At 54.6% G+C, this 20520-nt stretch carries 19 protein-coding genes; 7 read left to right on the top strand and 12 right to left on the bottom strand.

Translation table 11 applies throughout. The features are described from left to right. Nucleotides 1-5: 5 nt before the first annotated feature. The 3 genes from B3511_RS14345 to B3511_RS14335 form a co-directional block, all read right to left on the bottom strand. Nucleotides 6-260 carry a DUF1471 domain-containing protein gene (locus B3511_RS14345; protein ID WP_286783289.1) on the bottom strand — a complete coding sequence of 85 codons (255 nt, stop codon included), beginning with the start codon at nucleotides 258-260 and terminating at the stop codon, nucleotides 6-8. A gap of 35 nt (nucleotides 261-295) precedes the next feature. Beyond that, the gene (locus tag B3511_RS14340) at nucleotides 296-757 is read right to left on the bottom strand and encodes a DUF6130 family protein (protein WP_286783288.1); all 462 of its coding nucleotides are present in this window, start codon (nucleotides 755-757) and stop codon (nucleotides 296-298) included. Nucleotides 758-1074: 317 nt separating this feature from the next. Beyond that, the gene (locus B3511_RS14335) at nucleotides 1075-2238 is read right to left on the bottom strand and encodes an MFS transporter (RefSeq protein ID WP_286783287.1); all 1164 of its coding nucleotides are present in this window, start codon (nucleotides 2236-2238) and stop codon (nucleotides 1075-1077) included. A 97-nt stretch (nucleotides 2239-2335) separates the two neighbouring features. Between B3511_RS14335 and B3511_RS14330 the strand changes: the two genes are divergently transcribed. Beyond that, entirely contained in the window at nucleotides 2336-3214 is an 879-nt protein-coding gene (locus tag B3511_RS14330; RefSeq protein WP_286783286.1) for a LysR family transcriptional regulator, read from the top strand. Nucleotides 3215-3258: 44 nt separating this feature from the next. Here the strand turns inward: B3511_RS14330 and B3511_RS14325 are convergent, their stop codons facing one another. After that, on the bottom strand, nucleotides 3259-3447 hold the full coding sequence (locus B3511_RS14325) for a YfgG family protein (protein ID WP_046884620.1): 189 nt from the start codon (nucleotides 3445-3447) through the stop codon (nucleotides 3259-3261). 351 nt (nucleotides 3448-3798) lie between these two features. On the opposite strand from B3511_RS14325, the gene B3511_RS14320 reads away from it, so the two are divergent. Next, nucleotides 3799-6039 (top strand): EAL domain-containing protein, encoded by a 2241-nt coding sequence (locus B3511_RS14320; RefSeq protein WP_286783685.1) that lies wholly within the window; start codon nucleotides 3799-3801, stop codon nucleotides 6037-6039. Between the two features lie 9 nt (nucleotides 6040-6048). Here the strand turns inward: B3511_RS14320 and ppx are convergent, their stop codons facing one another. From ppx to purM, 4 genes are all read right to left on the bottom strand, one after another. Beyond that, entirely contained in the window at nucleotides 6049-7590 is a 1542-nt protein-coding gene (gene ppx / locus B3511_RS14315; protein ID WP_286783285.1) for an exopolyphosphatase, read from the bottom strand. Nucleotides 7591-7593: 3 nt separating this feature from the next. Next, entirely contained in the window at nucleotides 7594-9654 is a 2061-nt protein-coding gene (gene ppk1, locus B3511_RS14310) for a polyphosphate kinase 1 (protein WP_040074543.1), read from the bottom strand. 212 nt (nucleotides 9655-9866) lie between these two features. Continuing rightward, a complete protein-coding gene (gene purN / locus B3511_RS14305; RefSeq protein WP_046884623.1) occupies nucleotides 9867-10508 on the bottom strand; it encodes a phosphoribosylglycinamide formyltransferase in 642 nt (213 codons plus the stop codon). Then, nucleotides 10505-11542: a phosphoribosylformylglycinamidine cyclo-ligase gene (gene purM, locus B3511_RS14300; protein ID WP_207292193.1), complete on the bottom strand. Its 1038-nt coding sequence runs from the start codon at nucleotides 11540-11542 to the stop codon at nucleotides 10505-10507. Before purM ends, purN begins: the two co-directional genes overlap by 4 nt. A gap of 280 nt (nucleotides 11543-11822) precedes the next feature. On the opposite strand from purM, the gene B3511_RS14295 reads away from it, so the two are divergent. The 4 genes from B3511_RS14295 to B3511_RS14280 all read left to right on the top strand — a co-directional run bounded on the left by B3511_RS14295 (nucleotide 11823) and on the right by B3511_RS14280 (nucleotide 16220). Further along, entirely contained in the window at nucleotides 11823-13256 is a 1434-nt protein-coding gene (locus B3511_RS14295; RefSeq protein WP_286783284.1) for a 6-phospho-beta-glucosidase, read from the top strand. Nucleotides 13257-13419: 163 nt separating this feature from the next. Further along, on the top strand, nucleotides 13420-14046 hold the full coding sequence (upp, locus tag B3511_RS14290) for a uracil phosphoribosyltransferase (RefSeq protein WP_040074548.1): 627 nt from the start codon (nucleotides 13420-13422) through the stop codon (nucleotides 14044-14046). 87 nt (nucleotides 14047-14133) lie between these two features. Beyond that, complete coding sequence (gene uraA / locus B3511_RS14285; RefSeq protein WP_040074549.1) at nucleotides 14134-15423, top strand: uracil permease; 1290 nt, start codon at nucleotides 14134-14136, stop codon at nucleotides 15421-15423. A 95-nt stretch (nucleotides 15424-15518) separates the two neighbouring features. Further along, nucleotides 15519-16220, top strand: coding sequence for a DnaA inactivator Hda (locus B3511_RS14280; protein WP_216595799.1), 702 nt, complete (start codon nucleotides 15519-15521; stop codon nucleotides 16218-16220). A 29-nt stretch (nucleotides 16221-16249) separates the two neighbouring features. Here B3511_RS14280 and arsC read toward each other — a convergent pair whose 3' ends face one another. Both arsC and bepA read right to left on the bottom strand, forming a co-directional pair. Continuing rightward, nucleotides 16250-16609 (bottom strand): arsenate reductase (glutaredoxin), encoded by a 360-nt coding sequence (gene arsC / locus B3511_RS14275; RefSeq protein WP_040074551.1) that lies wholly within the window; start codon nucleotides 16607-16609, stop codon nucleotides 16250-16252. Between the two features lie 12 nt (nucleotides 16610-16621). Further along, nucleotides 16622-18085, bottom strand: coding sequence for a beta-barrel assembly-enhancing protease (gene bepA / locus B3511_RS14270; protein ID WP_286783283.1), 1464 nt, complete (start codon nucleotides 18083-18085; stop codon nucleotides 16622-16624). Nucleotides 18086-18305: 220 nt separating this feature from the next. Between bepA and B3511_RS14265 the strand changes: the two genes are divergently transcribed. Further along, complete coding sequence (locus tag B3511_RS14265; RefSeq protein WP_046884627.1) at nucleotides 18306-19367, top strand: AI-2E family transporter; 1062 nt, start codon at nucleotides 18306-18308, stop codon at nucleotides 19365-19367. A 51-nt stretch (nucleotides 19368-19418) separates the two neighbouring features. Here the strand turns inward: B3511_RS14265 and bcp are convergent, their stop codons facing one another. Both bcp and B3511_RS14255 read right to left on the bottom strand, forming a co-directional pair. Beyond that, nucleotides 19419-19889, bottom strand: coding sequence for a thioredoxin-dependent thiol peroxidase (bcp, locus tag B3511_RS14260; protein ID WP_040074555.1), 471 nt, complete (start codon nucleotides 19887-19889; stop codon nucleotides 19419-19421). Further along, nucleotides 19889-20458, bottom strand: a complete 570-nt coding sequence (locus B3511_RS14255) for a glycine cleavage system transcriptional repressor (protein WP_286783282.1) — start codon at nucleotides 20456-20458, stop codon at nucleotides 19889-19891. Before B3511_RS14255 ends, bcp begins: the two co-directional genes overlap by 1 nt. Nucleotides 20459-20520: the final 62 nt, after the last annotated feature.

The following is a 20520-nucleotide window of genomic DNA, read 5'->3' as shown; positions in this document are numbered from 1 at the left end:
CGACCTCAGCGATAAATATCTGCGGTACCAGACAGAGTGTTATTGCCCCCGGCGGAGGTAATGCGGAACGCGCTGGCGCCCGCTTCGGCGGCTTTGGCCTGCAGTTTCGCCTCCAGATCCGTAAGCGACGTTGCGCCGCTGCTGTCGGAAATGGTGCCAATCTTTTGTTGCCCGTGAGGCTGGTTAATTTCCTGAGCAGCGAAAGCGGAAGAAGCCATGGCAGCAAAGAAGGTCAGAACAGCAATCAGTAATGTTTTCATGGTTAAAATCCTCAAAAATAGGTCAGTGGTTGTGTTCAGTGCATAACCGCAGCATGCGGCGGTACGGTGAATTCAATGGTTTTACGGTCAACTGGCTTATGGGTTGGGTCGGCGAGAATAATCGTCACCTTGTGCTGGCCAGCAGGCAGCCCCACCAGAATGACCGGCTCGCCGCTGGCGTCGGCCCAGTGCCAGGGATTGTCATCGACGATGACGTGAATATGGCCAATGCGTGGCGTCACTTCCAGCGCCTCGGGCCCGAAAACGGGTTCGATGCGCATGTTCTCTGTGCGGTACTGAATAAAGACCGCGCCTTTACTCAGCGGGCCCGCCAGGGGCGGATCGACAATCAGCTTCGCCGGAGGCTGGGGCTGTTCAAGCGGCGCAACGGCAGCGGGGCCATTAACCTCCGCGGCACTCAGTCCGCTTAACGGCGCGGCCCAGGTGCAGCCTGACGTCAGTGCGAGCAGCGCCAGCAGTAAGTTTCGATGCTTCATTCGGGGGACTCCTCTTCGGTAATCATTTGCGACAGACATAGAAGACCATTTTTATGTATCGGGTCTGTTTGCTGCGGGCGGCTTTTTTGTATGGCTGCGTAAGCAGGGAGAGGTGGATACAGTGCGATACATTCCGCGCATGCGGGCAGCACGTGTATGCCATGAGTAAAGCGGCTGTCGCAGCGAGGGTGCACATTCCCGGCCTGGATCTGGCACCACGACGTATAACTATCAACATGGCGGCATGGCTTGCCGGGGAATCCTCCGGCTATATGACCGGAGCAAGCCTGACCATTGACGGTGGCGTTGTGTTTCAATCACGCAGGGCAGGGATGCCCCGGCTGATTTTTCACAATAGACACCGCCAGCCCGGTAATTACCAGCGTCAGCCCCCATGACAGCCACATCGCACCGGTAATCCCCAATGTCCGGTTAAACCACGCATAGGCCAGCGGAGAGACTGCGGCCATCAGCTGGGCCGGGATCAACAGCACCCCGGTGCGTCTGGCGTACTCTTCTGGGGCAAACAGCTGCAGCGGCAGGGTGGCTTTCACAATGGTCACCAGTCCGTTAATCGCCCCATAGCCCAGCACAAACCCAGCGGCGGACCAGGCAAAAAATGAACTGCTCAACCCGAGTAAAAAACAGAGCGGCATGGCCAGGGCGGTAATCAGCGTGAGCCGAAGCGGCGTAAGATGCTGGCCTGCCACCACCTCCATAAAACGTGCGCCGGTTTGTCCTGTCCCCCACAACATACCGATAGCCATGGGTAAGCCACAGCTGGCGATAAATTCCGGAAGGTGGGTAGAGGTGCCGTTAGAGACAAAAGTGATTAATGCAATGAAGGCGGCATAACACCCTGCGTTGCGTCGGTCATTACCTGTGGCGCGGGCCGGCGGGGTTCGCTTCACCGGGCAGCGCTGGGACGGAAGCTGGCGAATCAAAATGGCGCTTAGCACGCCACAAAGCGCATAGATCAACAGCGCATCTTGCCAGCGCATGATGTTAAGCAGGGCGTCGCCGAACGGCCAGAAGGCGGCGTAGGCCAGTCCACCCGCCAGCGTCACGCGTGATATCGTTTTTCGTGCTTGTTGGCCATATAGATTAACCAGAGAGGCGAAGAGAGCGTCGTAGAGCGACAGGCGCATACCGATGCCGGCCAGCAGCCAGGCGCCGTACCAGCCTGCGAGCGAGGGGGTGGAAGCCATCCCCACGCAGCTGGCCGCAATCAATAAGGTGCCGCTCATCACCACCCGTCGCCCGCCAAACCGCGCCAGCAGGCGGGCAACAAAAGGCGATACGCTCGCCATCACCAGCATCGCGAAGGTCAGTCCGAGATAGATCTGCACAGATGACCAGCCTTTATCGGCAGAAATCGCCCGGGCGAAGGTCCCGGGCATATAAAACGAAATCCCCCAGTTGATGAGTTGATTACAGCCAGCGGCAAGAGGTAATGCGCGGGGGAGGGCGGACGTTTTCATTATCTTTCATTCCGTTATGCAGTTGTCCCGAGCATACTGGGCGCGGTAAGGTGCAGGCAGGTCCTGACGGTTATCACCCGTATAAGAGAAACTTTGTATGACGACGCTCAACCTGGCACATCTGGCCACCTTCCGGCTGGTTATTCAGCGGGGAAGCTTTTCCGCAGCGGCAGACGTGCTGGGGATCTCGCAGCCTGCCGTCAGTTTACAAATCCGACAACTGGAACATTTTTTACGTTCACGACTGCTCGAGCGCACCGGACGGGGCGTAAAGGCCACTGCCGCCGGTCTGGCATTGCTGACCCACGGCGAACGTATTGAGCAGGCGGTCGAAGAGACCCTGCGTTCGCTGGATGCGTTCAGCCATGAAGTGAGCGGGACAGTGTCGCTTGGCACAGGGGCGACGGCCTGTATTCATCTGCTACCGCCGCTGTTGCAGCAGTTACGCGAGACGTACCCGCTGCTGAAGGTGGGGGTCACTACCGGCAATACCCCCGGCGTGGTGCGCGCTATTGAAGAGAATCGCCTCGATCTGGGGCTGGTGACGATGCCGGTCAGCGGCAGAGGGCTGGAAATTACACCGATTCTCGATGAGGAGTTTGTCTGTATTTCTGCGCAGGAGGAGGAGGAGTGTGAGCCCACGCCGGATTCGTTACACACCCTGCCGCTGATAGCGTTTGAGTCGGGAAGTGGAACGCGTGCGCTTATTGACGGCTGGTTTCAGGCGAGTGGGTTACAGCCGGAACCGGTGATGCAGCTGGGTAGCATCGAAGCGATAAAACGGATGGTTCGCGCCGGGCTGGGGTACAGCATCGTTCCACGTATGGCGGTAGAGCAGGTGGCCGATCGCGTAGGGTTATGCGTATTGTCATTAACGCCGGTATTACATCGCCAGTTGGCCATTGTCATGCGTCAGGACAAAATTCTTAGCAAAGGCATAAGTGGGTTGATCAGACTGCTGCAGCAGGAAAAATAGCAGGCAAGGTCAATGAAGGAATTTTATTTATTCCGCAATAAGGGTTACCGAACGGCAGTATCAACAGAGAGGGAGGATTGCTGCGACTCGAGTTTGTCCTGATGATGATACCAGGCACCTATCGAGGAATAAACGAAGCGGCCAAAGAAGAAGAGAAAACTAATAAGCAAAATGATGCGCGTCATCCGAGTGTTAAACCGATGTCGTTTTCGCATACGTGTAGCCTGACTCACAATGTTATCCAGATAATACCCTTCCGGGCGATAGGCTCATTAAGGCATAGCGGCGAAGCGGGGTCAATTAATGCTTATGTAAAATTCTGTCAGCATTTAAATAATCCATTGTTATGTATATTAATCAGTTAATTTACACCATTGATAAATCGCACAAAAATATCGTTAAAAAATGTGATTATTGATTCTGGATATTAAAAAGTTTGATTTAAGTCAATTGCCGCGCAGGGATGCTTTATAAAATCTCACCTCCTCCGTGAGAGCCTCCTTCAAGCCTCCACGGTTAACAAGCGTCAGGTTGGATGCCTGTCTGAAATTACCCTTGGGGACGAGCGGGTTTAAATGGCATCTATGACAATTTTCGCGTTATATCAACAATACAAAAATCGCTGGTGGGCGCTGCCCCTGATCCTACCCCTTCTGCTGATGCCTTTGGTGCGCCAGGCTACAACCTATACCGAGGTCGAAGGCGGCATCGTCGTACTTTATTATATGCCCCTGGCCTTTCTACTGGCGCTAACCCTCTTTTATGGTCTTGCGGCGCTGCCGGGCATGATTCTGGCGCTGGTACTTTATTACTACCCCGCAATAGGCGGTTTTGAGACCACCATTGCCACCGCACATTTTCTTATTCCGGTCATACTCAGTTGGGGAGGATACCGGGTCTTTTCGCCGCGGCGTAATCGTGTCGCCTACGGTAATACCCGGCTAATGGCATCACGCCTGTTCTGGCAAATGTTCTGCCCGGCGACGCTTTTCTTTTTGCTTTTTCAGTTCGCTGTCTATTTTGGCGTTTACGAAACTCGTTTTCACCTGGCCGGGCTCAGCGACACGGGTATCCGCTCGTTAATTAATTACCAGGGACTGCTGGTAGGCTGTCTGACCGGGGTCCCGTTCTGCTACGTGCTGCTGCGCGCAATCCGCCACCCGCGCTATCTGCGCAGCCTGGTGTCGCAGATTCGTGCTCAATTTGACCCGAAGGTTACCGCGCTGGAGATCGTGCTCTGGCTTATCATCAACGGCATCCTGCTGGGAATGCTGTTATGGCCGATGAACGAGAACAGCTCTATCTTCAGCACCAACTATACCCTGTCACTGCTGATGCCGGTTATGCTCTGGGGCTCAATGCGTTTCGGTTATAAGCTGATGTCACTGCTCTGGACGCCGGTGCTCATTGTCTCTATACACTATTTCTATCGCTATATTCCCCTGTCAGAGGGGTATGACATCCAGCTCACGATCACCTCGTCCAGCTACCTCGTCTTTACCTTCGTCGTGGTGTACATGGGCATGCTGGCGACACGTCAGCGCGCCATCAGCATTCGTGCTCGTCGTCTGGCATTTCTGGATCCGGTCGTCCATATGCCTAACCTGCGTGCGCTCAGCCGCGCGCTGGATGAAAGGCCCTGGTCAGCGCTCTGTTTCCTGCGCATACCGGAGCTGGAAGTGCTGGGGCGTAATTACGGCGTCCTGCTCCGGATACAGTACAAACAGAAACTGGCGGAGTGGCTGAACGGTTACCTGCAGCCTGATGAGTGCGTCTATCAACTCTCCGGACACGATCTGGCGCTACGCCTCAATACCGAATCCTACCAGACCCGGATTGAGGAACTGGATCAGCAAATTAAACGCTTTCGTTTCTACTGGGACGGGATGCCGCTACAACCGCAGGTGGGAGTGAGCTACTGCTACGTGCGCTCGCCCGTCGCCCATCTCTATCTTTTGCTGGGTGAGCTGAGCACCATCGCCGATCTCTCCCTCTCCACCTGTCATCCAGAAAATCTGCAGCAGCGTGGTGCCCTTAATATGCAGCGCGGCCTGAAAGATAAAGTCGAGATGATGAACCGCGTGCAGCGGGCGCTGGAAAACGACGCCTTTGTTCTGATGGTGCAGCCTGTTCAGGGAATTCGCGGGGATCACTATCATGAGGTGCTGCTGCGAATGCGCGACGATAAAGGCGAAATGATCTCTCCGGATCTGTTTTTACCCGTGGCCCAGGAGTTTGGCCTCTCTTCGCGGATCGACTTGTGGGTGCTGGAGAAGACTTTGCAGTTTATGGCCAACAATCGCGTCTCTCTGCCGGGTCAGCGTTTTGCGATCAATCTTTCACCCAGCGCGATTTGCCGCGCCCCGTTGCCGCTTGAGGTCAACCGACTGCTGCAAAAATATGCCATTGAGCCCTGGCAGCTTGTTTTTGAAGTTACCGAAAGCAGCAGTTTCGGCAATGCGGGGCTGGCGAACCAGATCATGGGCCAGCTGCAAAAAATGGGCTGTCGGATTGCGATAGATGATTTTGGTACCGGCTACGCCAGCTATGCTCGCCTGAAGGATGTGGATGCGGATATCCTGAAAATCGATGGCAGTTTTATTCGTAATATTGTCAGTAACAGCCTGGATTACCAGATTGTGGCCTCGATATGCCATCTGGCGCGAATGAAGAATATGCAGGTGGTGGCAGAATATGTCGAAAACGAACAAATCCGCGATGCTGCAGTGGCGCTGGGCATTGATTATCTGCAGGGGTATTTGATCGGCAAGCCCGAAGTCATGACGACTCTGCTCATCGATCAGGCGCCCGGTCTGAGCGCCTGATCGCGGGTTTTATGCTGCCACGTTCGGGGAGTGTTCTTCCTCGATTTTCAGGTTCCAGCCGGTAACCGCGCTCCAGTATTGCTGCTCTCTTTCCAGATCCAACAAGACCAGCGCGTTCTGGCTGAACCAGTCGTGCGGGAAGCTCAGGGTCCAGTGGTTATCATCCGTAGTGAGCGTCAGCGTAGGCGGCGTTGTGGTCGCCTGACGCTGGTTATTCAGCAGCACGCCTAAACGTAACAGCTGAATCATGGGCAGGAATTGCTTTTTCTTAAACAGGGTAAAGCGTGGCATATCATCCAGCTTCACCGCTTTGCGATGATAGCGCACCAGGGTGGCCATCATGGTTTGCTGCTCCTGGTTATAGCCGGGCAAATCGCTATTTTGCAGAATATAGGCCGAGTGGCGGTGCATCCCGCTGTGATTGATGTTCAGCCCCACCTCGTGCAGCATGGCTGCCCATTTCAGCAGGGCTGCCAATTGCGGATGCGCCAGCTTCGGATTCTGGATTTCCCACTGTTCATACATATGGGTCGTGGTTTCCAGTACGCGGCGCGCCTGTTCGCGGTCGATATTGTACTGATTGGCCAGGCTCTGAGCCGTACGACTACGGATATCCTGATGACGGAAGCGGCCCTCCATCTCGTAGAGCACCCCTTCACGCAGGGCGCCGTCAGAGAGACGGAGTTCTTTAATCGCCAGCGCGTCAAAAACGCCGCACAGAATTGCCAGGCCCGGCACAAACACGGCTTTACGCTCATCAGAGAGACCAGGCAGACTCAGCGCGTCAAAGCTCTTATGTTTGAGCACCTCTTCCGTCAGCATAACCAGACGTTCAGGGGTGATAAACCCATCTTTTTCACCCATCGCCAGTAGCACTTCGTGGGCGGCTTTAATGGAGCCTGAGGCGCCCAGGGCTACGTTCCAGCCATGAATACGATACTGCCAGGCCAGCGATTCCAGTTTCTGCACGGCGGCCATGCGCGCGCGCTGGAAATTATCGCGACTGATGGCGCCGCCCGGGAAGTAGAGCTGGGCAAAGCTTACGCAGCCCATCCGGCGGCTTTCAACCAGATGCGGTTCAAAGTTTTCGCCGATCACCAGCTCAGTGGAGCCGCCGCCGATATCGATTACCAGCTTGCGTCCTTTTTCCGGCTGAGTATGTTCCACGCCCATGAAGATCAGTCGGGCTTCTTCATTGCCCGAGATAATCTCGATCGGGTAGGGGATGACCTTCTCTGCGCGCTTGAGGAACTCCGACGCGTTGAGCGCCTGACGCAGCGTATGGGTGCCCACGATGCAGACGCTTGAGGGATCGAAACCTTGCAGGCGTTCAGCAAACAGCGACAGGCAGTTCAGCCCGCGCTCAATGGCCTCTTCGCTGAGCATGCTGTTCTCATCCAGACCATCCGCCAGATGGACACGCTGTTTCAGGCGACCGATGATCTGCATCGCGCCATCCACCTCACGGGCGATGACCATGTGGAAGCTGTTAGAACCAAGGTCGACCGCGGCAAATTCCTGCGGTCGTGGGGTCGTATCATTTATCGGCATAGGTTAATCGGGTTGCTCGAGTGATTTGATATAGTCGTAAATCGCCAGCTGCGCCCGCACTTTGCGGCGGTTACCGCGCGGCACATAGCGATTACTCAGTTCTTTATCGATATAACGTGCTTTTACGGTATCACTTAACAGGATTTCAATGATATCGAGAATGCGTTGTTTCAACCGCGGATCAAGCAGCGGTGTCGCCACTTCGATGCGGTAGTCGATGTTGCGAGTCATCCAGTCGGCGGAGGAGAGATACACCCGTTTGTCGCCGCCGTTTTCAAAAATATAGACGCGATCGTGCTCCAGATAGCGGTCGACGATGCTGATAACGCGAATATTATCGCTAATACCTTCCAGTTCCGGGATCAGAGAGCACATACCGCGGATCAGCAGATTCACCTGCACACCGGAGCTGGAGGCCGCGTACAGACGATCAACAAGCCCTTTATCGACCAGGTTGTTCAGCTTGAGGGTAATGCCTGCTGGCACCCCTTGCTGCGCATTGGCGATTTCACGATCGATCATGTCATACAGCAGGCGACGCGAATTCTGCGGAGAGACCAGCAGATAGTCGAAGCTCACCGGACGGTAAGGGTTCTCAATAAAGTTAAAGACCCGCCGCACTTCATTGGTGATACGCGCATCGGCGGTCAATAACGAGTAGTCGGTATAAATACGCGCCGTCTTCTCGTTAAAGTTGCCGGTACCGATGTGGGCATAACGCACCACCTCTTCACCCTCTTTACGCGAAATAAGGAACAGTTTGGCGTGAATTTTCAGACCCGGCGCGGAGAAGATAACGTGTACCCCGGCTTCTGTCAGACGACGGGCCCAGTGGATATTGGCCTCTTCATCAAAACGCGCCTGCAGCTCAACCACTACGGTCACTTTTTTACCGTTATGGGCGGCGTGGATCATGGCATCGATAATGCGGGAGTCTTTCGCTACGCGGTAGATGTTGATTTTGATCGCCAGCACGTTCGGATCGAATGAGGCCTGGCGCATCAACTCCAGCACGTGCTCGAAGGTATGGTACGGATAATAAAGCAGGACATCGCGTTCGCGAATAGCATCGAAACCGTTGCGGAATTTGTCGAACCAGAGGTGGCGCAGACGCGGCAGCGGTTTGTTCACCAGGTTGGCTTTGCCAACGTTCGGGAAGCCAATGAAGTCTTTAAAGTTGTGATAACGCCCGCCGGGCACGATGGAGTCATAGCGTGAGATGGTGAGCTTATCGCGCAGCATCTCCACCATGGCATCGGGCATGTCGCGCTGATAGACAAAGCGTACCGGCTCGGCCGTCAGGCGCTGTTTCAGGCTCGATGACATCAGCTCCATCAGGCTGGCTTCCATTTCGTGTACCAGGTCGTACTCGGCATCACGGGTCATCTTCATGGAGTAGGCGTTCAGCGCATCGTAATCGAAGAAACCTTTAAAGATATCATCCAGACAGTAGCGCAAGATATTATCCAGCAGGATCATTGGCTTACGTCGGCGAGGGGTCTCCGGCGGCAAGTTAACGAAACGCGGCACTTTGTCTGACGGGATCTCCAGCAGCGCATAACGAATGTTATCGCCACGAATAATCTCTACCGCCAGATAGGTGTAATCATCTTTCAGGAACTGCACCAGATCGGTTTCACGATTGATAAGAATGGGCGTGATATGTTGGCGCAGGTACTGTTTGAAGTAGTGACGCAGCCAGCTTTGCTGGTTGACAGAGAGTTGGCGTTCATTGATGAGGAAGATTTGATTGCGTGCCATTTCCAGCAGCAATTCGTTATACAGGCTATCGAATTCCTGATCGGCTTTCAAAACGCGGGATTGAATCTTACCGAGCAGATGGCGTGAATTCGAGTTGAGTCCCTGCTCCTCGCTAATGATGATTCTGCGCTTCAGCTCAGCGAAGCGAACTTTATAAAACTCATCCAGGTTATTGGAATAGATCCCCAGAAAACGCATACGCTCAATCAGCGGATTGCTCTTGTCAGCCGCTTCCTGAAGGACACGCTCGTTGAATGCTAACCAGCTTAACTCTTTCTCGATGTATAACTTTTCCTGACCCATTACTACTCACACTCCAGTTCAATCACAGGACGTGGCAAATCCGTCTCAACCTTATTATGGCGAGCATTGTCACGATATGTCCAACTGTGCCAGAAAAGTATGACAGTTAACTGACCGCAGGAGGGGCATAACCGTCATCAGACGCCTGATTTTTTACAGTTTTTGCGATTTGCAGATAAAAAAAAGCCGGCAATCGCCGGCTCGGTATCACGTTACGCTTCGGAGGCATGTCCTTCCGGGGGAAGTTGTACGCCATCCAGCCAGGCCGCACCGTTACGCATGGCGAGGCGGCCATCAACCATCCAGCTTACTACCAGCGGGTAGATGGCATGTTCTTGTGCCTGAACGCGGTGCGTAATGTCCTCTTCGCTGTCGCCGTCGAACACCGGGACTTTGGCCTGCAGAATGACCGGGCCACCGTCCAGCTCGTCAGTAACAAAATGGACGGAGGTGCCGTGCTCCTCGTCACCGTTTTCCAGGACCTGGCGGTGGGTATGCAGGCCCGGGTATTTTGGCAGCAGGGAAGGGTGGATGTTCAGCAGGCGTCCGGCATAGTGTGCAACAAACGCCGGGCTGAGAATACGCATGTAGCCTGCCAGCACGACGACATCGGGGGCGTAAGCGTCGATCTCTTGCACCAGCTCACGATCAAACGCTTCCCGGCCCGCAAACTGGCTCGCCTCAAGGACGTGCGCCGGAATGCCGGCTTCACGAGCGCGTTCAAGGCCGTACACGTCGGCCTTGTTACTGAATACTGCACGGATGGTGCCGTTAATTCTTTTCTGTTTGCAGCCATCAATAATGGCCTGCAAATTACTTCCGTTACCGGAAATGAGCACCACGATGTTTTTCATGCAATAACCACACGCTCTTCGGAATCAGAGGCTTTGATGATACCGATTTTCCAGGCGTTTTCACCTTTGGCCTGCATCAGGCTCACGGCTTTATCGGCTTCGGCTGCCGGCAGGGCAATGAGCATGCCTACGCCGCAGTTGAAGGTACGATACATCTCATGATCGCTGACGTTACCGGCTTCCTGCAGCCAGTTGAAGACAGCCGGCCACTGCCAGGAGGATTCGTCGATCACGGCCTGGGTGTTGTCAGGCAGAACGCGCGGGATGTTTTCCCAGAAGCCGCCGCCGGTCAGGTGAGCGATAGCATGGACATCGACATTCTCGATCAGCTCAAGAATGTTTTTCACGTAGATACGGGTCGGTGCCAGCAGATGGTCGGCCAGCGGTTTACCTTCCAGATCGGTTGTTTCAGGATCACAGCCGCTCACTTCAATGATTTTGCGCACCAGTGAATAGCCATTTGAGTGTGGGCCGCTGGAGCCCAGCGCGATCAGCACATCGCCATCTGCAACTTTGCTACCGTCGATAATTTCTGATTTTTCTACCACGCCTACGCAAAAACCGGCCACGTCGTAATCTTCACCGTGATACATGCCCGGCATCTCTGCGGTTTCACCGCCCACCAGCGCACAGCCAGACTGCAGACAGCCTTCAGCGATGCCGCTGATGACGCTTGCTGCGGTGTCGACATCCAGTTTTCCGGTCGCATAGTAGTCGAGGAAGAAGAGCGGCTCAGCGCCCTGGACAACGAGGTCGTTAACGCACATAGCGACCAGGTCGATACCGATAGTGTCGTGGCGTTTCAGATCCATTGCCAGACGCAATTTGGTACCTACGCCGTCGGTGCCAGAGACCAGTACCGGTTCACGATATTTTTGTGGCAGTGCGCACAGTGCGCCGAATCCACCCAGACCACCCATCACTTCAGGGCGGCGGGTCTTTTTCACCACACCTTTGATTCGGTCAACCAGCGCATTACCTGCGTCAATATCAACACCGGCATCTTTGTAGCTGAGAGAAGTTTTGTTGGTCACGGCTCAAGTCCCCACGCGATTGCATTGCGATAGTAAGAAAAATCGGCGCAATTCTAACAGTCCAGGCAAACGTTTGCGAGCCTATTCTGCAACAGAAGTTTGCATGAAGATTTTTGCTCTGCATCAGCCAGCGAGGCGGTACAAAGTTGATACTGTTCACGAAAATGAAACCGGGTACAGTCTTGTTCTTGCAACCGTTAGGATGAATGAACATCATTCCACTGAAACCGGTTTCTGTGTTCAATTTTGCCGATAATTAACGCTGAATGAGGGATATCGCATGTCAGGATTTAAAGAGGGTTTTCTGTGGGGCGGCGCGGTTGCGGCGCATCAACTTGAAGGCGGCTGGCAGGAGGGTGGCAAGGGCGTAAGCGTGGCAGATGTCATGACCGCCGGCGCGCATGGCGTTCCGCGTGAGATCACCGACGGCGTGCTGCCGGGCAAAAATTACCCTAACCACGAAGCCATCGATTTTTATCATCGCTATAAAGACGATATTCAGCTCTTCGCCGAACTGGGCTTTACGTGTTTCCGCACCTCTATCGCCTGGACGCGTATTTTCCCGAAAGGGGATGAGCAGACCCCGAATGAGGCCGGTCTGCAGTTTTATGACGATCTGTTTGATGAGTGCCTTAAGCACGGCATCGAACCGGTTATTACCCTCTCACATTTTGAAATGCCGTATCACCTGGTTAGCGAATATGGCGGCTGGCGCAACCGTAAGCTGATTGAGTTCTTCGTGCGCTTTGCCCGCGTCGTGTTCGACCGTTATCAACATAAAGTGAAGTACTGGATGACCTTCAACGAGATCAACAACCAGGCTAACTTCCATGAAGACTTCGCCCCCTTTACTAACTCGGGCCTGAAATATCAGCCGGGAGAAGAGCGCGAGCCCGTGATGTTCCAGGCCGCGCACTATGAGCTGGTGGCCAGCGCGCTGGCGGTGAAAGCAGGGCGGGAGATAAACCCGTCGCTGCAGATTGGCTGCATGATTGCCATGTGCCCGATCTATCCGTTCTCCTGCGCGCCAAACGACATGATGATGGCGATGAATGCGATGCACCGTCGCTACTGGTTTACCGATGTACATGTGCGCGGCGCCTATCCGCAACATCTGCTCAACTACTTCGAGCGCCGCGGCTTCGCGCTGGATATCACCGACGGGGATATCGCTGCGCTGAAGCAGGGCTGTGTGGATTACATCGGCTTCAGCTATTACATGTCGTTTGCCACCAAAGCGACCCCCGACAACCCGCAGCTGGATTACGACGAGAGCAAGAGTCTGGTCTCCAACCCTTACGTGCAAAAATCGGACTGGGGCTGGCAGATTGACCCGGTGGGGCTGCGTTACTCCCTGAACTGGTTCTGGGATCACTATCAGTTACCGCTCTTTATTGTTGAGAACGGCTTCGGGGCTATCGACGTGCAGGAGAGTGACGGCACGGTCAACGATCAGTACCGCATTGATTATCTCTCTGCCCACATTAGCGAAATGAAAAAAGCGGTCATTGAGGATGGCGTGGATCTGATGGGCTATACCCCATGGGGTTGTATCGATCTGGTCTCCGCTGGCACCGGTGAGATGAAAAAACGCTACGGCTTTATCTTTGTAGATAAAGATAACGAAGGCAATGGCACCCTGAATCGCAGTAAGAAAAAGTCGTTTGACTGGTATAAGCAGGTAATTGCCAGCAACGGCGCTAATATTGAATAAGCGGGCAAAATGCCGTTAAAAAGCCGGAGCTTGTTCTCCGGCTTTTTTATGCTCAGAACACTTTGCTTGATTTGCGTCAAGCAAGTTGGGTATGGCGCAATCCCGAAAAAGCGGTATAATCCGGCGATTTTTTTTGTGGCTGCCACCCCCGAAGGAGAAAAGTATGAAGATTGTTGAAGTGAAACACCCGCTGGTAAAACACAAGCTGGGCCTGATGCGTGAGCATGACATCAGCACGAAACGTTTTCGCGAACTGGCCTCTGAAGTGGGCAGCTTACTGACATACGAAGCGACCTCCGATCTCGAAACCGAAAAAGTGACCATCGAAGGCTGGAACGGCCCGGTGCAGGTTGAGCAGATCAAAGGTAAAAAAATTACCGTTGTGCCGATCCTGCGCGCAGGTCTGGGCATGATGGAAGGCGTTCTGGAGCACGTACCCAGCGCACGTATTAGCGTAGTGGGTATCTACCGTGACGAAGAGACCCTGGAGCCCGTGCCGTACTTCCAGAAGCTGGTTTCCAACATCGACGAGCGTATGGCGCTGGTCGTTGACCCGATGCTGGCGACCGGCGGTTCGATGATCGCCACTATCGACCTGCTGAAAAAAGCGGGCTGCAGCAGCATTAAAGTGCTGGTTCTGGTGGCGGCACCGGAAGGTATCGCGGCACTGGAAAAAGCGCACCCGGACGTCGAGCTCTATACCGCGTCCGTTGATCAGGGGCTGAACGAGCACGGGTACATTATCCCGGGGCTTGGCGATGCCGGCGACAAGATTTTTGGTACTAAGTAATCGAATAACGATAAAGAAGCCGACTTTGATAGTCGGCTTTTTTTTGAATACAACACCCACAATAATCATTACTCAGAGGACAACACTATGACGCGCCGTGCTATCGGGGTGAGTGAAAGACCGCCGCTTTTACAGACGATCCCGCTTAGTTTGCAGCACCTGTTTGCCATGTTTGGCGCAACCGTGCTGGTGCCCATCCTGTTCCACATTAACCCGGCTACCGTGCTGCTGTTTAACGGTGTCGGCACCTTGCTTTACCTCTTCATCTGTAAAGGTAAAATCCCGGCTTACCTGGGTTCCAGCTTTGCATTTATCTCTCCGGTGCTGCTGTTGCTGCCGCTGGGTTATGAAGTGGCGCTGGGCGGCTTTATCATGTGTGGCGTGCTGTTCTGTCTGGTCTCTTTCATTGTGAAGAAAGCCGGTACCGGCTGGCTGGACGTCATGTTCCCGCCTGCGGCGATGGGGGCGATCGTGGCCGTCATCGGTCTGGAATTGGCAGGCGTGGCGGCCAATATGGCGGGATTACTCCCTGCTGAGGGACAATCGCCGGATTCTAAAACCATTATCATCTCGCTGGTCACGCTGGGTGTAACGGTATTTGGTTCCGTGCTGTTCCGTGGCTTTATGGCCATAATCCCGATTTTGATCGGCGTGCTGGCGGGTTATGCGCTCTCCTTCGCAATGGGAGTTGTGGATACCACCCCTATTGCCCAGGCGCACTGGTTCGCTCTGCCAACCTTCTATACTCCGCGCTTCGAGTGGTTCGCTATCTTCACCATCCTGCCTGCTGCGCTGGTGGTGATTGCGGAGCACGTCGGCCACCTGGTGGTCACGGCGAATATCGTTAAGCGCGATCTTATCCGCGACCCTGGCCTGCATCGCTCAATGTTTGCGAACGGCCTGTCGACCATGATTTCCGGATTCTTCGGCTCCACGCCAAACACCACCTACGGTGAGAATATCGGCGTTATGGCGATCACCCGCGTCTACAGCACCTGGGTAATTGGCGGCGCGGCCATCATCGCCATTCTGCTTTCATGCGTGGGTAAGCTGGCTGCGGCGATTCAGATTATCCCGGTTCCGGTAATGGGCGGCGTGTCGCTGCTGCTGTACGGCGTGATTGGCGCATCCGGTATCCGCGTCCTGATCGAATCCAAAGTCGATTACAGCAAAGCGCAGAACCTGATCCTGACCTCCGTGATTCTGATCATCGGCGTGAGCGGTGCGAAGGTACACATCGGCGCCGCAGAGCTGAAAGGGATGGCGCTGGCCACGATTGTCGGCATCGCCCTGAGCCTGATCTTCAAAGCGATCTCGGTTCTGCGTCCAGAAGAGGTAGTTCTGGATGCGGAAGAGAGCGAAAAATCCGCACATTGATCGATAAACCGGGCGGCCGTTCCGCCCGGTTCTCTCCCTGCATGTTCCGTGCTAAACTCTTTGCCGATTACGAGTAAGACCTGGTTGAGGTATTTCTGAACGCACCGGCACAGCTCTCTTTGCCACTTTATTTACCCGACGACGAAACGTTTGCCAGTTTCTGGCCGGGTGATAACCCCTCTTTACTGGCTGCACTGCAAAACGTGCTGCGCCAGGACCATAGCGGTTACATCTATATCTGGTCGCGCGAAGGTGCGGGCCGCAGCCATTTACTGCACGCAGCCTGTGCTGAGCTCTCTCAGCGTGGTGACGCCGTGGGTTACGTTCCGCTCGATAAACGCACCTGGTTTGTACCCGAAGTGCTTGATGGTATGGAGCAGCTTTCCCTGGTCTGTATCGACAATATTGAGTGCGTGGCGGGTGATGAACTCTGGGAGATGGCGATCTTTAATCTCTACAACCGCATCCTTGAATCCGGTAACACCCGGCTGTTGATCACCGGCGATCGTCCTCCGCGCCAGTTGAATCTGGGGCTGGCGGATCTGGCGTCGCGACTGGACTGGGGACAGATCTATAAGCTGCAACCGCTGTCAGACGAAGACAAACTGCAGGCTTTGCAACTGCGGGCGCGGCTGAGAGGTTTTGAACTGCCGGAAGATGTGGGGCGCTTCTTGCTGAAGCGGCTGGATCGTGAAATGCGCACGCTGTTTGTCACGCTCGACAAGCTGGATCATGCCTCTATTACCGCCCAGCGAAAGCTGACTATTCCTTTCGTAAAAGATATTCTGGCGCTCTGAACCCGGCCGACTGCCGGGTTGACCTCTTCTTACTTGACGATATCCAGTACCTGTTCCGGCGGGCGTCCGATACGCGCTTTACCGTTCGCGACCACAATCGGCCGCTCAATCAGTTTCGGGTTCTCTACCATCGCCTGGATTAGCGCGGCTTCGCTCAGGTGGCTGTCAGCCAGGTTGAGCGATTTATAGAGCTCCTCTTTCTGGCGCATCAGTTCACGTGCGCTACCCATTCCCAACATTTGCAGCAGCGCCTTGATCGTGTCGGCATCCGGCGGCGTCTCAAGATAAAGCACCACGTCTGGTTCAATACCGTTCGATTGCAGCAAGCTTAACGTTTCGCGGCTCTTGGAGCAGCGAGGGTTATGGTAGATCTTTACCGCGTTAGTCATCTGTTCTCCTTTTTACATCTTTTCATACGGGCGGTAGCGCTGTTGTAACTGTCGCAACTGATCGATACGGGCATCGTAGCGCGCCTGCTGCAGGCTCCCCAGCTTCGCCTGCGAGCTGGCGCTGCTCAGCAACGAGATGGCCTGATCCAGGCGTCCGGCAAGGGCATAACCTTCGGCGCGCGCGGCCAGCTCCTGATCGCGATGATTCAGCGCCGCTTCGGCCTGCGCCAGCAGATCCCAGCCGTTGGGGTCGTCTTTATAACTGAAGGTATAGCGATTGAGGATGGTCACCGCCTCCTGCGGCTGACCACCCTGTAAGTAAGCATTCGCCAGGTTGAGTTGCAGCACCGGATTGTTGCGCAGATCGCGGGCGCCCTTCAGGCGATTAATCGCCTCTGTGGCGCGTTTCTGGCCCAAATCGATGTCGGTGGCGAGGTCGAGATACCAGGCATTGCCCGGTTCAGCCGTCAGCAAAGACTGCAGATTTTTGCGTGCCTCAACGTAATTACTCGCCTCCATCGCCTGCAGGGCCCGGCCATACTGCGCCGCGCGCTGTTCGCGCACATTCCCTTTAGCCCAGCTGTCGAGCAGATCGCTGGTTAACTGATTACGACCAGAGTTATACATCCCGAGCGTTCTCACCTTCGCCATGTAAAAATCTTCTGAAGACTGCACCACCACCGGACGCATCTGATTGGCACGGTTACGGGCATCGGAGAGGCGGCTCTCAGGCAGGGGGTGAGTCAGCAAGATTTCGGGCGGACGGGAGGAGTAACGCGCCTGGTCGAGCAATTTTTCAAGGAAGGTGGGCATAGCCTGCGGATCAAAGCCAGAGCGTTGTAACACCTGAATACCGATACGGTCGGCTTCCTGTTCGTTTTGCTGGGTAAAGCTGATCATCCCCTGGCGGGTGCCCGCCAGCGTACCCGTCAGGGCGGCCATACCGGCCTGGGGGCTTGCCATTGCCAGCAGGATCGAACCCAGCGCACCAACCCAGGTCAGCGGGGCGCTACGTTTTTGATCTTCCATGGCCCGAGCCAGGTGACGCTGGGTAACGTGGGAGATTTCGTGCGCCATCACCGACGCCAGCTGGCTTTCGTTATCGGCATAGCGGAACAGCGCCGAGTGCAACACCACGTTACCGCCAAAGAAGGCGAAGGCGTTGATCTCGTCGTTGTTGATCAAAAAGAAGTGGAACGGTGTCTTCACTGAATCAGCATGGGAGACCAGCCGCATGCCCAGTGAGTTAATGTACTGCACCAGCAGGGGATCGTTGATCAACGGCGCGCTGCCACGAAGCTGGCGGACATAAAAATCGCCCATCTGCATCTCCTGGCCAATGGAGAGCGTGCTTCCTGCTGAGGTGCCCATATCCGGCAATGAATCGGCCGAATCGGCAAAGGCTGGCGTCATCTGACCCACGGTCAGAGCAGCGATAAGCGTTGCAACCAGCGTTTTTTTCAACTGCCTGAACATAACCTCGGTCCTGTCTGTTGGGTGTGCTATTTTGACCGGCGAACCCGTATATCGTTCACCAGCGGCTGCTTTGCGAGTGTAGCCGTGTCGGGGCGATAAGAAAATCCCCCGTCTCAGCTTTTGCGTTTTGCGACAAGACGATAAAAAGCGAAAGTCTTTTCAACGACTCTTCGATACAATTCGCCTGTTCTCTCTCGCCACCTCCCCAGGTAAGGACTGTATGCTTGAGTTATTGATGCAGTGGTATCGCCGGCGTTTTAGCGATCCGGAAGCCATTGCTTTGTTGGTTATTCTTGTTGCCGGGTTTGGCATTCTCTTCTTCTTTAGCGGACTTTTAGCACCGCTGCTGGTCGCCATCGTTCTGGCCTATCTTCTGGAGTGGCCTACCGTTCGTCTGGAACATATCGGCTGCTCTCGCCGCTGGGCAAGCACCATCGTGCTGGTGCTCTTTGTCGGAATCTTACTGCTAATGTCCTTTGTGGTCCTGCCTATTGCCTGGCAGCAGGGCATCTACCTGATACGTGATATGCCCGGTATGCTCAGCAAGCTCTCCGATTTTGCCGCTACCTTGCCGCGCCGCTATCCGGCGCTAATGGACGCGGGCATCATTGATGCCATGGCGGAAAATGTGCGTACCCGCATCATGACGATGGGGGATACGGTAGTGAAATTTTCCCTCGCCTCGCTGGTCGGGCTGCTGACGCTGGCGGTTTATCTGGTTCTGGTGCCGCTGATGGTCTTCTTCCTGGTGAAGGATAAAGAGCAGATGCTCAACGCGGTACGCCGCGTACTGCCGCGGAATCGCGGGCTGGCAGGGCAGGTATGGCAAGAGATGAATCAGCAAATCACGAACTACATTCGCGGCAAAGTGCTGGAGATGATTGTAGTGGGTGTGGCGACCTGGATTGGCTTCGTCATCTTTGGGCTCAACTATTCGTTGCTGCTGGCAGTGCTGGTCGGCTTCTCGGTGCTGATCCCCTACATCGGGGCATTTGTGGTGACGATTCCGGTGGTCGGGGTCGCGCTATTCCAGTTTGGCCTGGGTACTGAGTTCTGGAGCTGCTTCGCGGTGTATCTGATTATCCAGGGGCTGGATGGCAATCTGCTGGTCCCGGTGCTCTTCTCTGAAGCGGTGAACCTGCATCCGCTGGTGATTATTCTGTCGGTGGTGATTTTTGGCGGGCTATGGGGATTCTGGGGCGTGTTCTTTGCAATTCCACTGGCGACGCTCATCAAGGCCGTGGTGCACGCATGGCCAGATGTTCCTGCGGTAGAAGAGTAGCGAGCCTCAACATGGAAAACGGCAACCTCGGGGTTGCCGTTTTGTTTTAAATCAGGCGTTCTCTTTTAGCCAGTTAAGCACCACGTCATGGTGATTGCTGGTTTTAAAATCGTCAAACACATGTTCGACTTTGCCGTTGGCATCAATCAGGAAACTGATACGATGGATGCCGTCATAGGTTTTCCCCATAAAGGATTTCTCACCCCAGACGCCAAAGCTTTCGCAAACTTTGTGGTCTTCGTCGGAAAGCAGCGTGAAGTTCAACAGCTCTTTTTCGGCGAAGCGAGAGAGCTTTTCAGGCTTGTCAGTGCTGATACCCAGCACGTCAACGCCTGCATTTTTCAAACCGTCCATGTTATCGCGTAAACCGCACGCTTGTACGGTACAGCCTGGCGTCATGGCTTTCGGGTAGAAATAGACCAGAACACGCTGTCCCTGGAAGTCGGCCAAATTTACTTGCTCACCGTCTTGATCGGGCAAGCTAAATTTCGGTGCGATGTCACCGGCTTTCAGTGGATTCATTACTCAACTCCATCCTGTTCATGCTGTGAATAGTTGACGACGTTTATACTGCCTTGCGCATTCAATTCTGTACATAGGGCTTTGAACGCTTGCTCGATATTTGACGCATCGTGCGAGGCGGGGCTATGAGCGGTAATCTGAATGAACAGCCGTGGGGCATTCTCATCTTTTCCGGGCTGCGTGCGAGAAACCAGCTCTGCGACATTCATTTGATGGCTGTCGAACAGCGCAGTGAAACGTTCGATTAAATGCGGAGAGTCATTCACCTCGACCTGCACCCAGACGGTTGCGGGCATGGCCGGAATAGGGCGTGCAGTGGTGCGCTTCATGACGATGAGCAGGTCCAGCTCAGCCCCTTTCATCGGCAGCGTCGACTCAATTAAGTTAATGGCGTTCCATGACCCGGAAAGCAGCATAATAAACGTGAACTCTTCGCCCAGCATCGCCAGCCGGCTATCTTCAATGTTACAGCCGCAGCTACTGACGTGACGGGTGATGGTGTTCACAATACCAGGCCTGTCGGCACCCAGCGCAGTGATAACCAGGTAATGTTGTGATGGGGTTGTCAAACCTGTTCTTCCTTTGCGTGGTTAAGTCTTACTAAGGAAAGCATAAAAAAAACCGGCATACA

This window comes from Leclercia sp. UBA1284 (assembly GCF_002308415.1).
In the GTDB taxonomy this organism is placed as follows: Bacteria; Pseudomonadota; Gammaproteobacteria; order Enterobacterales; family Enterobacteriaceae; genus Enterobacter; species Enterobacter pneumoniae.
Note: the sequence above shows the minus strand (reverse complement) of the source record. Positions and strands in the feature narration are given on the sequence as shown.

What these genes read in the sequence shown, in the direction of transcription:
- B3511_RS14335 (WP_286783287.1), bottom strand. Translation starts at nt 2,238, where the DNA reads ATGAAAACGTCCGCCCTCCCCCGCGCATTACCTCTTGCCGCTGGCTGT.
- ppk1 (WP_040074543.1), bottom strand. Translation starts at nt 9,654, where the DNA reads ATGGGTCAGGAAAAGTTATACATCGAGAAAGAGTTAAGCTGGTTAGCA.
- arsC (WP_040074551.1), bottom strand. Translation starts at nt 16,609, where the DNA reads ATGACTAACGCGGTAAAGATCTACCATAACCCTCGCTGCTCCAAGAGC.
- B3511_RS14345 (WP_286783289.1), bottom strand. Translation starts at nt 260, where the DNA reads ATGAAAACATTACTGATTGCTGTTCTGACCTTCTTTGCTGCCATGGCT.
- bcp (WP_040074555.1), bottom strand. Translation starts at nt 19,889, where the DNA reads ATGAATCCACTGAAAGCCGGTGACATCGCACCGAAATTTAGCTTGCCC.
- purN (WP_046884623.1), bottom strand. Translation starts at nt 10,508, where the DNA reads ATGAAAAACATCGTGGTGCTCATTTCCGGTAACGGAAGTAATTTGCAG.
- B3511_RS14340 (WP_286783288.1), bottom strand. Translation starts at nt 757, where the DNA reads ATGAAGCATCGAAACTTACTGCTGGCGCTGCTCGCACTGACGTCAGGC.
- B3511_RS14295 (WP_286783284.1), top strand. Translation starts at nt 11,823, where the DNA reads ATGTCAGGATTTAAAGAGGGTTTTCTGTGGGGCGGCGCGGTTGCGGCG.
- ppx (WP_286783285.1), bottom strand. Translation starts at nt 7,590, where the DNA reads ATGCCGATAAATGATACGACCCCACGACCGCAGGAATTTGCCGCGGTC.
- B3511_RS14265 (WP_046884627.1), top strand. Translation starts at nt 18,306, where the DNA reads ATGCTTGAGTTATTGATGCAGTGGTATCGCCGGCGTTTTAGCGATCCG.
- B3511_RS14330 (WP_286783286.1), top strand. Translation starts at nt 2,336, where the DNA reads ATGACGACGCTCAACCTGGCACATCTGGCCACCTTCCGGCTGGTTATT.
- uraA (WP_040074549.1), top strand. Translation starts at nt 14,134, where the DNA reads ATGACGCGCCGTGCTATCGGGGTGAGTGAAAGACCGCCGCTTTTACAG.
- upp (WP_040074548.1), top strand. Translation starts at nt 13,420, where the DNA reads ATGAAGATTGTTGAAGTGAAACACCCGCTGGTAAAACACAAGCTGGGC.
- bepA (WP_286783283.1), bottom strand. Translation starts at nt 18,085, where the DNA reads ATGTTCAGGCAGTTGAAAAAAACGCTGGTTGCAACGCTTATCGCTGCT.
- B3511_RS14320 (WP_286783685.1), top strand. Translation starts at nt 3,799, where the DNA reads ATGACAATTTTCGCGTTATATCAACAATACAAAAATCGCTGGTGGGCG.